This window comes from Paenibacillus farraposensis (assembly GCF_020736845.1).
Classification (GTDB): Bacteria; Bacillota; Bacilli; order Paenibacillales; family Paenibacillaceae; genus Paenibacillus; species Paenibacillus farraposensis.
The window spans coordinates 523,564-536,981 of sequence record NZ_JAFFQR010000064.1 but is presented as its reverse complement, the minus strand read 5'-3'; the positions used below and the strand labels follow the sequence as shown (position 1 = coordinate 536,981).

Below are 13,418 nucleotides of genomic sequence, written 5' to 3'. Positions count from 1 at the left end.
ACGTTATATGAAATGTGCTAAAACTATTCAAAAGGTGATCAATGATGATTATTGATGATTCGATAATAACTATGAATTCTTTAATGTGGCTATTTCTGGCCGCGTTTATGATCCATGATTTTGAGGAAATTATATTTGTGGAATCTTGGATGAAGAAAAACTATCAAAGAATTCATAAATTAGTTCCAAGTTCATTAGGTAATATGATTAGAAATATGTCTGACATCAAATCTTCTCAATTTGCAATTGCAGTATTTATCGAGTTTATAGTCTTTATTCCGGTTACCTATTTGGCGGCAGAACATAATAGTTATATTTTGTTTGTAGGAGTGAATTCCTTGTTATTTATCCATGTTTTTACGCATCTAGGTCAATCAATATATCTTAAATCGTATACTCCAGGAGTAATAACAGGGTTAATTGTTGTTTTGCCGTATTCATTGTATTTGTTTTATAGAATGTTAAATGAAGAACTGGTGTCTATGAAAGATATTTTATTATATGCACCATCAGGGTTAATATTAATTCCTTTAGTAATGTTTGGACATAAATTAGGAAAGATAGTAATACGAGAATAAAAAATTATGGTTAATCAAGTAGATACAATTCATATAACAAAATATTCGCGCTGTGTGCCTTTCGGCCCTTGATCTGCCCGGAGCCTTTTCGAAGAAGTTTAGTCAGGCAGATACACCCATTCCCCTAAGATAGGAGCTATCTAAGGAGAATGGACGTCGGGAATACAATAACGTTATATAATAGAAATAAAAAACAAATATGGATCAATAAAGAAAGAGGATAAGAACACTTGTACGCAGGTGTGAATAAAGGTAAAATATAGATACAATTGAATCTTGGGTGGGTATGGTTTCCCTTCGAAAGGAGGTGAAACCATGGAAGTGAAGGATGCGATGACTCTGATGCTGCTATTTGGAACGTTCATTCTTGCACTTTTAACGTACATCAATAACAACAAGAGAAAGTAAAAACCCACCCCAAGGTTATCCGCCAAAGGTGGGTTTTTTATTCCCAATGACTTAAGAAGGGATAAACCATCCAAGCCAATTGTACTGACCAAGTGTTCGACGCACTTGGTCTTTATTTAAGAATATGATAACACATCAGAAAAGATGAATCAAAATAAAATGAGTAATTCCATCATATAACATAATATTCAAGCTGCGGCTCCTAAAGGAGCCTTGGTCTGCAGGGTGGATTTCAAAGAGGTATCAGCAGACATATCCGACTTCGCCAGACGTCGTGAATACAGGGAACGTTAGGTGAAATTATTGCTAATGGATATAAAATAAGAGGGGGCATTATCCCATGATAAGAAAAAGTTGTGTTTTATTAATATGTATTGTATTAATGCTATCTGTAATGTTGATAGGATGTAAAAGAGCTGAATCCAATGCAATTGGTGGAACTCCAAGTCTACAAAATAAATCTATTAACCAAACTCCCTCTGATGGATCGACTGAAATAGCAAACCCCAGTCCTAAAGTGATTTCAAGTGCTGATCTTGATGTGATCTACAATGGTTTAACTCTGAATAATAAAACTCCGTTGAAAGATCTAACATCAAAATTACATATTCCAATTGGTGAAACAAATAAGAATATTAGAATTAGGGCAGCGGGTGAAGTTAATGGAATGTCTTTTGATTGGTATCAAGTTTCCTACCCCGATAAGGAAAATGAAGAATTGAGATTCGACTACTTATATAATGAAACCCTTAAATCAGGCCGTATTGTTTCAATAAATCTGATTAATGTGCCAACAAAACGAGGCATTATTGTTGGCGATACTATTGAAAAAATTAAATTTGCTTACGGTAAAGATGTTGCCGAAGAGCCTCAAACTCAAACAATAAGTGATATTAGTTTTATGGTAGATAATTATGAACTTAGATTCACTATATTGAAAAAGACAGGGAAAATATCGGGAATTTATATTGATTTTGATACGAACAAAGCAATGGAAGAATCAGATATTCCCAATTTAGAGGATTGTGCCTGTTCATGAAGAATCAAAGATTGTAAAGAACTCAAAGTTGGCAATAATTCCATCTAACACCGTATTCACGCTTTGGGGCATTCGCCCCTCGGTCCGCGAGAGGCATTTCGGGGAAGATTATTCAGCGTACACATCCCTCCACCTAACCGCATCGCGGCCGGTCACTTCGTGACCTTAAGGTAGAGGGACGTCGTGAATACAAGAATGTTATAGGAAATCAGAGCAAGAAATTAATTGATGAATTAAACTAACGGGCAGTTATGCTTAGTGGAAATGAGCAAAAGCAGCCCATCCTTTGACTAGGATCAAGCTGCTTATTACTTTTCTATCTCTTTTTCCATCTTAGAGTACCTATTCCCTCAAATTTGAGGTTTTTAAAGGGCTATCATTCAAGTACTGAAAATTGCAAATATGGTATTAGGTTCTCGTTTTAACGGCTAACCCACTAAACGATACAGGCCCAACAACATCGGCTCTTGTATTTGCAGTAAGGTTTTCTGCTGTGACTGTGTAAACATGGGCACCGGCCGTTACATTTCTATCTTCAGCCTGGAACGTAACTGCATAATTTTGTTCAGAACCAGCAGATTCGATACCTTGTTGGGTGTTGAAAATCTCTCTTCCATCGCGGAAGATTCTAAAGAGTATTTGCGCAATACCAGTAACACCTCGAACCCCCACAGTTGCTACTAAATCTACCCGATTAGGTTGAGAATTGACTGGAATCCGTAAAGTGATTGTTGCAAGGAGAGATCTTGCTGGTGAACGTCGGATAATAAATGAGTTTGCCAAGTTGAATCTACGGCGCGGTTGTACGGCAGCTTTATCGAGAATACGTACCAAAATACCAACTCCTCTTGTTTGATATCTCCAAGATATGTTGGACACAAAGAGAATGATTGGGCAATTATGTAAGATGTTTTGATTTGAATTAAATACATTATTAACAATGGTAAAGAGCAAATTACAGGTGGTGGTGAATAATTGTAAGGGGACGTACAAGAAATCCTAACCTACAACGTATTTCATGACTGTAACGTTACAAATAATTATTATCCACCAGGAGCGTCTCAGCAAACATAGAATGACGTTAACGGGAAACAATAGTTAAAAAAAGGATTTTGTATTTCGAAGAAGGCCCTGACATCCTATAACATAATATTCACACTGTGGCCGTTGGCCCTTGATCTGCCAGGAGTTTTTTCGAAGAAGAGGATTCAGGAAGTTCCATCCATTCACCTAAGATAGGAACTATCTAAGGGGAATGGACGTCGCAAATACGAGTACGTTATATAATAGAAATGAAAAACAAATATGGATCAATAAAGAAAGAGGATAAGAACACTTGTACGCAGGTGTGAATAAAGTTAAATTATAGATACTATTGAATCTTGGGTGGGTATGGTTTCCCTTCGAAAGGAGGTGAAACCATGGAAGTGAAGGATGCGATGACTCTGATGCTTTTATTTGGAACGTTCATTCTTGCACTTTTAACGTAAATTAATAACAACAAGAGAAAGTAAAAACCCACCCCAAGGTTATCGGCCAAAGGTGGGTTTTTTATTCCCAATGACTTAAGAAGGGATAAACCATCAACAAGATCAGGAGTGATAATTATCAACTTCATATTAATATTTGGACCTCAAGCCGTCGGCAAAATGACAGTAGGCCATGAGTTGACGAAAATAACAGAATTAAAATTATTCCATAATCATTTGTCAATCGAATTATTTCATCCGTACTTTGGATTTGGTAGTGAAACGTGGAGATTAGCTAATCTTCTCCGAAAGGAGTTTTTCGAATCTTTTGCCAATAGCAATCAATATGGACTAATTTTCACCTATGTATGGGGATTTGATTTCCAGGGAGATTGGGATTTTGTAAATCAAACTTGTGACATTTTTGAATCAAAAGGCGCACGAATATATTTTGTTGAATTAGAAGCAGATATTAAAGAAAGACTAGTAAGAAATACAACCCCATTCAGGCTTGATCAAAAGCCTACTAAAAGGAATATTGAACAATCTGAAAAAGACCTAAAAAACACTATGGAAAAACACAGATTGAACTCCAACCAAGGGGAAATAATAAGAGAAAACTATTTAAAGATTAATAACACCAATTTAAGTGCAGATGAAGTTGCAAAACTAATTAAAAATAGATTTACTTTATAAAGTACTCTATAAAGTTGGTTCAAGAAGGAGCTTACATCTATAACAAAATATACATGCTTTGGGCTATATCGGCCCTCGGTCCGGCAGATGCTTTTGGCAGGGAAATCGAAGCAGGCGGACACATCCGACTCCGTTGGACGTCATGAATACAGAAACGTTATCTGAAACCATTGCAAACCTGTAAATCAATAACAAGGAGAACAATAATGTACGTTATAAGAGCGACACAAAAACTGCTAAAAGAAATGGATTGTAAAGTACAAAAAACAGATATATCTGTTCCATTAAATACATGGCATGCCAATATGTTCACTTTGAATAGAAGAAAAACAATCGTATTCATGAATGACTTATCAAGACTAAGTTTAACGATCGTAGGAGTTAAAAAGGCACAATTAAAAAATGTAGAAGAGTTATTCGTTAATGAACTAAGAAATTATTTAATGAGTGAGGAAATCGAGGAAAAAGTAATCAGCAGGTATATCGAAGAAAATGAAGGTATGATTATCACAACTACTAATAATCGAAGTGTGATAGGAACATTAAATGAATTATCTACACGATGAAAATCATAGAGCGAGAATTTGTTGAAGGAATAGAAAGAAATCAATGGAATAACCGATTCATCTATAAAGCTATAAAATACGAGTATCCCATCGAGGTGTTTAAGAAGGCGATGAAAGAAAACTACAGAGGATAATGAAAGTAAGCGCAAAGAAGCAACGGAATCACATAACATAATATTCACGCTGCGACTCCTGACGGAGCCTTGGTCTGCGAGACGGAATTCGAAAAGGGATTCCAGCAGACAACCCCGGGCGGGGTTCATGAATACCCAAACGTTATATGAAATCGGTGGATAATAAAAAGGGTGTTCAAAATACAAAAGATATATTGTGAACGCTCGACTATAAGTATGATAAAATCAAGATAGAAAGAAGGAATAGGACGAAATTGTAGGAGGTAGAACGAATGAGATGGCAAGAAGTAAGAGAATTATTCCCTGACCAATTTGTTCTGGTTTCCATACTTAATTATCGTGAGGAAGGTAACAAAAAAATAGTAGATGAAGTTGCACCGATTCGCACAATATCAGAAGAAGATGCTAATAAAGAGTTTTTTCAAGCAAAGCCTGGGAATTTAGTGTACCATACTTCAAATCAAGATTTTGTGATTCATCTTCGCAGGGATCCATTAATGAGAGTGAGACGTAATAGTGATGAAAATTAACTATGACGGACAATTAATTACGACGTCACTTACTGTAACATTCAGAGGGAGAGATTTGAGAATAGATGATGTAATTATAGATACAGGATCTTCCCATACTATAATTAGTCCTGATATTTTAGAGAATATCGGTGTGACTTACGAAACAGGGGATTCAATATATGAAGCATATGGGATCGGCGGAAGCATTCCATTCTACACAAAGATTATGGACAGGATTGAAATAGGTACAAGCAGCTTTGAAAATATAGAAATAGATGTAGGCATTCTGCCTAAAGATCATAAAGGTCTACTCGGATTGGATATTCTGAAACAACAAAATTTTATTATCGACTTGAAAACATTAGAATTACGTGTATGACTTTTGGAGAAAGAATATAGTTAGTAAAATCGAAGATGCCGTCGAAATCATATAGCAATGCATCTATGCTGTAGGGCATTGGCCCCTTGGTTATCAGGTGTCACGCACAAAAGCATATTCAGACAACACAGAACTCGACCTAAGATAAGAGCTATCTAAGGTCGGGTTCTGTCATAGATATAGAAACGCTATCTACAATCAAGGCAATGAATGTAACCTATTCAGGGGAGGGAGTTCTTTGAGAATACTTCGAATAATGGATTAAGAAAGACATTGAAATGTTTAGTAAGGTTGTACATAATGCAGCTATTATAAGGGAATGTACCGGTGCGGTCATGGAAGGAAAAAATGAACTAGTAAACTGGTTCACTCAATGGAATAACAGTGATAATAAGGTTGATTACTGGGAAATCAAAGAAATAGGATTTGATGAAGCAAGTAAAGCAGCGTTTGTTGAATGGAGATTCAAGTGTTTATATGATGCTCAAGAATATGGATGGGATGGGGCTAGTATAAAAATGAAACAAAATAAGTTTTTTCCCTACAGAAGCGAAAAAACAAAGAAAGTGCAAGGGAATACAAGGACGGACTTGACAGCAGATAACAAAGTAAGTATTCTCACTGCTGTCCTGACTGTCCTTGGTCTGCCCGGGGCATTTCGAGAAGCGAAATCAGGCAAACAACTTGCGAGACTAAGGGGCAGAGCCACCCGCCGCTCGTGTGGTTTAACCCTCTCAGGTTCGTGAATACAGAAACGTTATACGAATTCAAAAAATATTTTTCTTAAGGTAAAATGAAGATAGACATTCAAAGGGAGATAGATTAAAACAACGGGAGGAAACTAACATGACAAATAGAGATAAAATGAATCCTAAGGTTGACATATATTTAAGTAAATCCAAAAAGTGGCAGGGAGAAATGGAGAAGTTGAGAATGATCATTCTTGACTGCTATCTGACCGAAGAATTGAAGTGGGGTAAACCTTGTTACACGTTTCAGAAAAGTAACATAGTTATAATACAAGGATTTAAAGAATACTGTGCGCTTATGTTTTTCAAAGGTGCCTTGTTAAATGATCCCAATAGGATTCTAGTCAAACCTGGGGAGGATACGCAGGCGGGGCGCCAGATTCGGTTCACCAATATTCGAGAGATAGTTGAGATGGAAACCATCTTGAAAGCCTATATTGTTGAAGCCATTGAAGTGGAAAAAGCCGGTTTGAAAGTGGATTTTAAAAAGAGTACAGAACTCATCATCCCTGAAGAATTTCAAGCTAAATTAGATGAAAACCCTGCCTTGAAAACGGCTTTTGATGCATTGACGCCAGGACGGCAAAGAGCATACATTATGTATTTTTCTGCACCCAAACAATCCAAAACTCGGGAGTCGAGGGTTGAAAAATGTATGCAGGACATTCTCAATGGAAAGGGATTAAATGATCGGTAAATTCGATGAGAAATAAGACTGGAGATAAAGAGCTCACAAGCCTGCGCTTTCGTATGAAAAGGTAATTTTCAGAAAATGGAGTTTACCCCTAACCCCTCTTTTATTTCTCAAAGCGGAAAAATAAAATTTATAAGTAATTGTGAAAGTCTATTATTGGATATATGAACGAAAATATTTCTTGAACTCTCTCCGCTTCGTTCCGAGCCACGTTGCACTCTCGGCATTGCCCCGGGGCGTACAACAGCGACTATACGGAAAGCTCGTTGCGCTTCGCTTCCCCAAATTGGCTTCGCCAACTTCGTATATTCGCAAACGTTAGCTTAAATTGACCGAAGGGAATAAAAAAATGAGGATGAAGGATAAACCGATACTAAGTATTATAGGCTTGGGATTATTTAGTCTGACACTAGTGGCGCACATTTGTTTTAAATCAATAAGAACGACGGATGTAGGGGTGGGCATATTATTATCTCTAGCAAACGCCGTATTGTTAGTCTTTCCATTGCTATGGGGAGTATTGGGTGTGGCAGAATTCTCGAGAATAATGAGTTGGAGCGGGAAAATTAAGAAAAGAGAAGCGAACGAAGAAGTAAATTTAGATAAACACAAGAAAAAAATTAAAATATATCTTTGTATAAATGTAATTTATATATTACTAGTTATATGTCAATTGGGCTATGTCATTTATAGATGGGATGAGGTGAACGTATAGTATATTTTGCAGCAGACCAATTGTCATTTTTTTTGAAGTCCTATTGCTAAGAGAAATGTTTTGATCGCTTTAGCTTCTCCGAGGTGTATCCATTCGCGCTTCATTCATTTCCATATTCCCTCTACTCTCAAGAAACTATTTTCACTCAGTTCAAGTTGATTTTTTGTTAATTTTTGAACAAAGAAAATACACTGCCGCAATCCGTAAATCACTTAGGACAGTGTATTTATCTTTAGAACCTGTATATCCGTTGAAAATTTTTTATTCTTCCCCGGTCGCCACCGGATTTTCCTCATAACTGATCCAGTCGCTCCAGCTTCCCGGATATAAACGCACCTTACTAAACCCAGCTTCATTCAGGGCCAGTACATTGGGACAGGCGGATACGCCGGAACCGCAGTACACGATAATTTCTGCATTTAGGTCAAGGTCGGCAAAGTGCTCTTGCAATTGTCCTGCATTTTTAAAGGTACCTTTTCCGTCCAATACGTCTTTCCAAAAGTAATTTACTGCGCCGGGAATGTGACCCGCTTTAGTATCAATTGGTTCTTCCAGTCCCGCATAACGGCGCGGCTCTCTGGAGTCGATAAGCAGCAGAGGACCTTCGGAACCTTTACCATTGAGCCTGGTTTGCGAAAGCTGCGACGAAATCTCACGAACCTCCTGTATATCCGTTGCAAGCTGGGATTGAATATTCGCTACAAAGGTTGAAGGAATGCGAATCGGCTGGTCTGCCGTAACGGGGAACTTCGCTTCCTTCCAGGCGCTGTAGCCTTCTTCCAGCACATATACCTGCTCGTGCCCGAGATAGCGCAGTAGCCACCAGAAGCGGGAGGCCATCATACCACCATGATCATCATAAGCGATGATGCGTGAAGCGGCGTTGATTCCGGCACGACTCAGACGCGCGGCAAATGTATCTGCATCCGGTAATGGATGGCGACCGCCATGCTCACCCAAAGGGGCTGTGAGGTCTTCTTCCAGATCGAAATGAATAGCCCCTGGAATATGGTCTTCATTAAATTGAGCCCGTCCCGCTCCTGCTTGCCCAAGCTGGGAACGGCAATCGGCAATGATAATGTCCGGCTCATACAATCGGGCCAGCAGCCAGCGTTTGGATACGATGGATTTCATAGCGGATTCCGCCTTTCTTTTTTCAATAATGATATGGCGATTTTCGCAAAATCCTTACATTTATAAACTGAGTATGAATTATGAAAATGGGCGCATAAATTAAGAACTAGCCTTCAGGGGCTGCTCTGTGTCGGGTAATTTACTTTGGTGAACGATCGGCTTTTTAAAATCCGCTCCGTAGCGGATAAAAATCCATACCCCGAGCAGGATGAAGAAGCCTGCGCCAAACTGTAAAACAGATAGCCTTTCTCCCAGCAATACCCAAGCTAGCAGGGAGGAAATCACGGCTTACCAAGTACCGTCATCGACACCGCGGTGGCGTTAATGTATTTGAGCAGCCAGTTAAACAGGTAATGCCCGAATAGCTTAGGTACAATCGCAAGCAGCAGGAACAGCCCCCATTCCCGAGGTGCATACCCGGTAAAAGGAATGGCATTGACCACATTATACAGCGCGAGTGATGTGGCGGCGATGGCGAATACCCAAAATTTATACACAAAAGCGCTCAAGTGCTCGCGCAGGTGCTTGCCTGTCAGCATATGGATGGACACTGCTACCATTCCCAGAAAGGAAAGTGCATCTCCGAGCAGGGCTTGTCCCGAGACATGAAAATCTCCGGCCCCGATGGCCAGTGAGCCGACGAAAGCCAGCCCCATTCCTATGAGCATGACTCGATTTGTGCTCATCCGGAAAAACAAAAAAGAACCGAGCATGACAAGGATCGGCTCCAATGTCATAATAACAGTAGAGCTTGCAACCGTGGTCAGCCGCAGTGAGCCCATCCAGAGCAAAAAGTGCAGCCCTAATTCGATACCGGACCAGAGGATCAGCATCCACTGCTTGCGGGTGAGGCTAATGCTACGATGTTCAGTAATTCAAAGGAAAACGACGGTTTGTGATTCATGTGGCAGCTCCATCCGAATGGAGGGAATTCAGGCGTATTTGTTTCCTTCTTTTGCTTTAGGTTTGATACAGCCCATTATACCGTACCTGACATCCACGCGGTATGAGGATTTTGTAAAATCATGAGAATATAAAAAAGGAGCAGAAGAAGGGCTTTAAAAGGCAGGATTTTAAGTGTCTGGTGCGTAGAACTTTTGCCGAACAAACTCGTCTATTATAGTGGAGGTGGACATTATGAAAAAACGCAACACATTTTCATTCATACTATTGACTGTAGTGGCAGTGCTGGCCCTGTCAGCCTGTGGAACGAAACCGCAAACTAATAACACCGCTCCTCAAGGGACAGACCAACCACAAACGCAACAGCCACAAGTAAAACCGGAGCCAGTCGCTAAGCCAGAGGTCAAACAAGGCACAGGTGTATACAATGGAGCTGCTGATCCGCATACGGTTGAAATCGAAATCAATGGCGAATCCCAATCCTTCCAATTGGCTGACGGACTGGACACGGTAGTGGCCGGACTGAAGGAAGGCGATGCAGTGACGTTTGAATATAGTGAACAAGCTGTTGAGGACGACGCGACCGCGCAGCAGCTCATTTTAACAAAAATACAAAAAACAGAAGCTGCAACAGATGGCAATCAAAACGGTAGCTCTGGTCAACAAGTAGGTGGGGAACGCTCGAAAACGCAAACTTTTGAGCTTACCCTTAAAGGCAAAAAGGAAACGCAGACAGCTACATTGGCACAGGGAGAGGGATATTCGCTGTATGTGTTTGATCCGATGTCCCTGTTTCCCGATCAAAACCGTGTCGCCTTGGCGGTAGATGATAACTATTACGCTGAAATGACGAAGCTGCCCTCCGATTTTAATCTGGATGAGCTCCAGAAGAAAGGCGAACAGGAGTTGGCCTCCATCGGCAAGGTGAAAAAGCTGGACAAAGCAGATGTTCCTCAAGCGCTAACAAGCAGCCGCCTGTTCCTGCAAGCGAGTGGCTCGAAGGTTACACGACAATATATTGTCGTGGAAAATAAAACGGGTGGTTTCATTGTGAAAGTGATCATTCCGCGTGGGGAGTCTGCCGAGGGATTCGAATCCTACATTTATACATCGTTGGAGAGCTTGCAAGCTAATAAATAATCCTTCTTTAATGTCAGGCGGTCGCTGGTTTAAAATTATGAATTTAAGGCATTCAAACTGCCGAAACTTGTTAATATAGGTACTAGGCTAGCGCGCTGAAGATCTAATCAGTAATTGCGAGATACAGCTCTTTTGTGCTATAAAGGATGAGAGAATAAGATCATTCCGGCTTGCGTAGTCGTATGAGGCGATGAAGGAGTTGTTCGATTTATTATGTCCATCGAAATGAATACACAAGAAGTCATCAACGTGATTAAAAACAGCAAGAAAAAGACGCCTGTTAAAGTATATGTAAAAGGGGCTTTGGCTTCCGCATCATTTGGTGAGAATGTTCAAGCTTTTATTTCCGGGGACAGCGGGGTTGTATTTGGCGACTGGGCTGACATCAAGCCTGTACTGGATAGTGCAAACGCTAAAGAAGAAGACTATGTGGTGGAAAATGACCGCCGCAACTCTGCTGTTCCTATGCTTGATCTGAAAGGCATCAATGCACGTATTGAGCCAGGCGCATATATTCGCGATATGGTTGGCATCGGCAATAACGCAGTCATTATGATGGGCGCAGTGATTAACATTGGCGTTACGATTGGTGAAGGCACTATGATCGATATGAATGCTGTACTTGGCGGCCGTGTTAAAGTGGGCAATATGTGCCACATCGGTGCAGGCGTTGTCCTTGCGGGTGTCATTGAGCCACCTTCCGCACAGCCTGTTGTCGTAGAAGACGAAGTATTGATTGGTGCAAACTCGGTCGTATTGGAAGGCGTACGAATCGGTAAAGGCGCAGTTGTTGCAGCCGGAGCTGTCGTAACGGAAGATGTGCCTCCATACTCCGTGGTTGCTGGTACACCAGCACGCGTAATCAAACAGGTCGACGACAAGACCAAATCCAAAACGGAAATTTTGAAAGAGCTACGCGTTCTATAAGATAAAAGATTTTATGTACCATGGGTGAACGATTCCTTGTCAGAGGTATGATGCGCTGACAGTACAACATAGGGACGAAGCACAACGGACAAGGCTCGGCGGCTGCGCCGGGCTTTTGTCCTTTTGTTCTTTTGCCGGATAAGGGCTGATGAGCTGAAAAAGGAGGCGGAGCAGCAAAATGAGTACAGTAGATTACCGTTCTTTTGTTCAAATCCGAAGGGATTTACACCAAATTCCCGAACCGGGTTTTGAGGAATATAAAACACAGCAATATTTGTTGAATTATTTGAAAACGATCCCTCAGGAGCGTTTGGAAATTCGTATATGGCGTACGGGAGTATTGGTATTGATTCATGGAACGGCTCCTGAACGCCGCTATGGATATCGCTGCGATATGGATGGCTTGCCGATTGAAGAAGAGACGAGTTATGATTTTCGATCCACTCATCCCGGCTATATGCATGCTTGCGGACACGATTTACATATGACGATCGGACTGGGGATTGTTACTTATTTTGCAAGCCATCCGATGAAGGATGACTTGGTGGTGTTGTTTCAGCCTGCGGAGGAAGGACCGGGCGGGGCATTGCCGATGCGGGACAGTGCAGAACTGGCAGACTGGATGCCGGATGAAATTGTCGCATTGCATGTGGCACCGGAATATCCTGTGGGCACGATCGCGACTCGCCCAGGTATTTTATTCGCCAATACGTCGGAGCTCTTCATCGATCTGAAGGGCACAGGCGGGCATGCTGCATACCCGCACAAGGCGAATGATATGGTCGTCGCTGCTTGTCAGCTAGTGGGCCAGTTGCAAACGATTGTAGCGCGGAATGTGAACCCGCTGGATGCGGCAGTCGTGACCGTCGGTAAGGTTAGCGGCGGCACGAAGCAGAATATTATCGCGGAAACCGCACGTTTGGAGGGTACCATTCGTACATTATCAGCGGATACGATGAAGCTGGTTAAATCGCGGATTGAAGCGCTGGTGCGCGGTATGGAAGCTGGTTTTGAATGCCAGGCAGAAATTCATTATGGCGCAAATTATTTGCAAGTGTACAATGAAGCCAAGGTGACTGAAGAATTTATAAGCTGGGTCCGTGGACGCCAGGATGTCCAGCTCATTGAGTGCGAAGAAGCGATGACCGGCGAGGACTTCGGGTATTTCCTGGAGCGAATTCCCGGCCTGATGTTCTGGCTTGGCGTTGATACGCCTTATGGTTTACACCATGCCAAGCTGGAACCTGCAGAGGAAGCCATCGAGGTGGCTATTCGTGTGCTGACAGACTATTTTACATGGAAGTCTCAAGGGTAAAGGATACGGCCCGAACAATTAGGTTTAATGAAAAGAATGAAGTGCATGAAGTCGTATCTC

16 protein-coding genes and 1 pseudogene are annotated in these 13,418 nt (G+C 41.2%); 14 read left to right on the top strand and 3 right to left on the bottom strand.

Annotation, left to right across the window (positions count from 1 at the left end):
• Nucleotides 1–44: 44 nt before the first annotated feature.
• From JO375_RS12215 to JO375_RS12205, 3 genes are all read left to right on the top strand, one after another.
• Nucleotides 45–578 carry an HXXEE domain-containing protein gene (locus tag JO375_RS12215; RefSeq protein WP_229524724.1) on the top strand — a complete coding sequence of 178 codons (534 nt, stop codon included), beginning with the start codon at nucleotides 45–47 and terminating at the stop codon, nucleotides 576–578.
• A 315-nt stretch (nucleotides 579–893) separates the two neighbouring features.
• Nucleotides 894–986, top strand: coding sequence for a competence inhibitor ComI (gene comI, locus JO375_RS12210; RefSeq protein ID WP_007431380.1), 93 nt, complete (start codon nucleotides 894–896; stop codon nucleotides 984–986).
• A 340-nt stretch (nucleotides 987–1,326) separates the two neighbouring features.
• Nucleotides 1,327–2,025 (top strand): hypothetical protein, encoded by a 699-nt coding sequence (locus JO375_RS12205; RefSeq protein ID WP_229524723.1) that lies wholly within the window; start codon nucleotides 1,327–1,329, stop codon nucleotides 2,023–2,025.
• Between the two features lie 408 nt (nucleotides 2,026–2,433).
• Here JO375_RS12205 and JO375_RS12200 read toward each other — a convergent pair whose 3' ends face one another.
• Nucleotides 2,434–2,859 (bottom strand): exosporium protein C, encoded by a 426-nt coding sequence (locus tag JO375_RS12200; RefSeq protein WP_229524722.1) that lies wholly within the window; start codon nucleotides 2,857–2,859, stop codon nucleotides 2,434–2,436.
• Nucleotides 2,860–3,446: 587 nt separating this feature from the next.
• Here JO375_RS12200 and JO375_RS12195 point away from each other — a divergent pair.
• From JO375_RS12195 to JO375_RS12160, 8 genes are all read left to right on the top strand, one after another.
• Nucleotides 3,447–3,515, top strand: a complete 69-nt coding sequence (locus JO375_RS12195) for a putative holin-like toxin (RefSeq protein WP_229524796.1) — start codon at nucleotides 3,447–3,449, stop codon at nucleotides 3,513–3,515.
• A 117-nt stretch (nucleotides 3,516–3,632) separates the two neighbouring features.
• Nucleotides 3,633–4,190, top strand: coding sequence for an AAA family ATPase (locus JO375_RS12190; protein ID WP_229524795.1), 558 nt, complete (start codon nucleotides 3,633–3,635; stop codon nucleotides 4,188–4,190).
• A gap of 206 nt (nucleotides 4,191–4,396) precedes the next feature.
• Nucleotides 4,397–4,756: a DUF6933 domain-containing protein gene (locus JO375_RS12185; protein ID WP_229524721.1), complete on the top strand. Its 360-nt coding sequence runs from the start codon at nucleotides 4,397–4,399 to the stop codon at nucleotides 4,754–4,756.
• 406 nt (nucleotides 4,757–5,162) lie between these two features.
• Entirely contained in the window at nucleotides 5,163–5,420 is a 258-nt protein-coding gene (locus tag JO375_RS12180; RefSeq protein ID WP_229524720.1) for a hypothetical protein, read from the top strand.
• Nucleotides 5,410–5,781: a retropepsin-like aspartic protease gene (locus JO375_RS12175; protein WP_229524719.1), complete on the top strand. Its 372-nt coding sequence runs from the start codon at nucleotides 5,410–5,412 to the stop codon at nucleotides 5,779–5,781. Before JO375_RS12180 ends, JO375_RS12175 begins: the two co-directional genes overlap by 11 nt.
• Before the next feature lie 278 nt (nucleotides 5,782–6,059).
• The gene (locus tag JO375_RS12170) at nucleotides 6,060–6,527 is read left to right on the top strand and encodes a hypothetical protein (protein ID WP_229524718.1); all 468 of its coding nucleotides are present in this window, start codon (nucleotides 6,060–6,062) and stop codon (nucleotides 6,525–6,527) included.
• A gap of 100 nt (nucleotides 6,528–6,627) precedes the next feature.
• Complete coding sequence (locus JO375_RS12165; RefSeq protein WP_229524717.1) at nucleotides 6,628–7,227, top strand: YdeI/OmpD-associated family protein; 600 nt, start codon at nucleotides 6,628–6,630, stop codon at nucleotides 7,225–7,227.
• A gap of 352 nt (nucleotides 7,228–7,579) precedes the next feature.
• Nucleotides 7,580–7,939 carry a hypothetical protein gene (locus JO375_RS12160; RefSeq protein ID WP_229524716.1) on the top strand — a complete coding sequence of 120 codons (360 nt, stop codon included), beginning with the start codon at nucleotides 7,580–7,582 and terminating at the stop codon, nucleotides 7,937–7,939.
• 261 nt (nucleotides 7,940–8,200) lie between these two features.
• Here JO375_RS12160 and JO375_RS12155 read toward each other — a convergent pair whose 3' ends face one another.
• Nucleotides 8,201–9,073, bottom strand: a complete 873-nt coding sequence (locus JO375_RS12155) for a sulfurtransferase (protein ID WP_229524715.1) — start codon at nucleotides 9,071–9,073, stop codon at nucleotides 8,201–8,203.
• A gap of 99 nt (nucleotides 9,074–9,172) precedes the next feature.
• Nucleotides 9,173–9,927, bottom strand: a pseudogene (locus tag JO375_RS12150) (DMT family transporter); the annotation flags it as partial.
• A 283-nt stretch (nucleotides 9,928–10,210) separates the two neighbouring features.
• On the opposite strand from JO375_RS12150, the gene JO375_RS12145 reads away from it, so the two are divergent.
• From JO375_RS12145 to JO375_RS12135, 3 genes are all read left to right on the top strand, one after another.
• Nucleotides 10,211–11,116 (top strand): hypothetical protein, encoded by a 906-nt coding sequence (locus JO375_RS12145; RefSeq protein ID WP_229524714.1) that lies wholly within the window; start codon nucleotides 10,211–10,213, stop codon nucleotides 11,114–11,116.
• 213 nt (nucleotides 11,117–11,329) lie between these two features.
• A complete protein-coding gene (gene dapD / locus JO375_RS12140; RefSeq protein ID WP_229524713.1) occupies nucleotides 11,330–12,043 on the top strand; it encodes a 2,3,4,5-tetrahydropyridine-2,6-dicarboxylate N-acetyltransferase in 714 nt (237 codons plus the stop codon).
• 178 nt (nucleotides 12,044–12,221) lie between these two features.
• Nucleotides 12,222–13,358: an N-acetyldiaminopimelate deacetylase gene (locus tag JO375_RS12135; RefSeq protein ID WP_229524712.1), complete on the top strand. Its 1,137-nt coding sequence runs from the start codon at nucleotides 12,222–12,224 to the stop codon at nucleotides 13,356–13,358.
• Nucleotides 13,359–13,418: the final 60 nt, after the last annotated feature.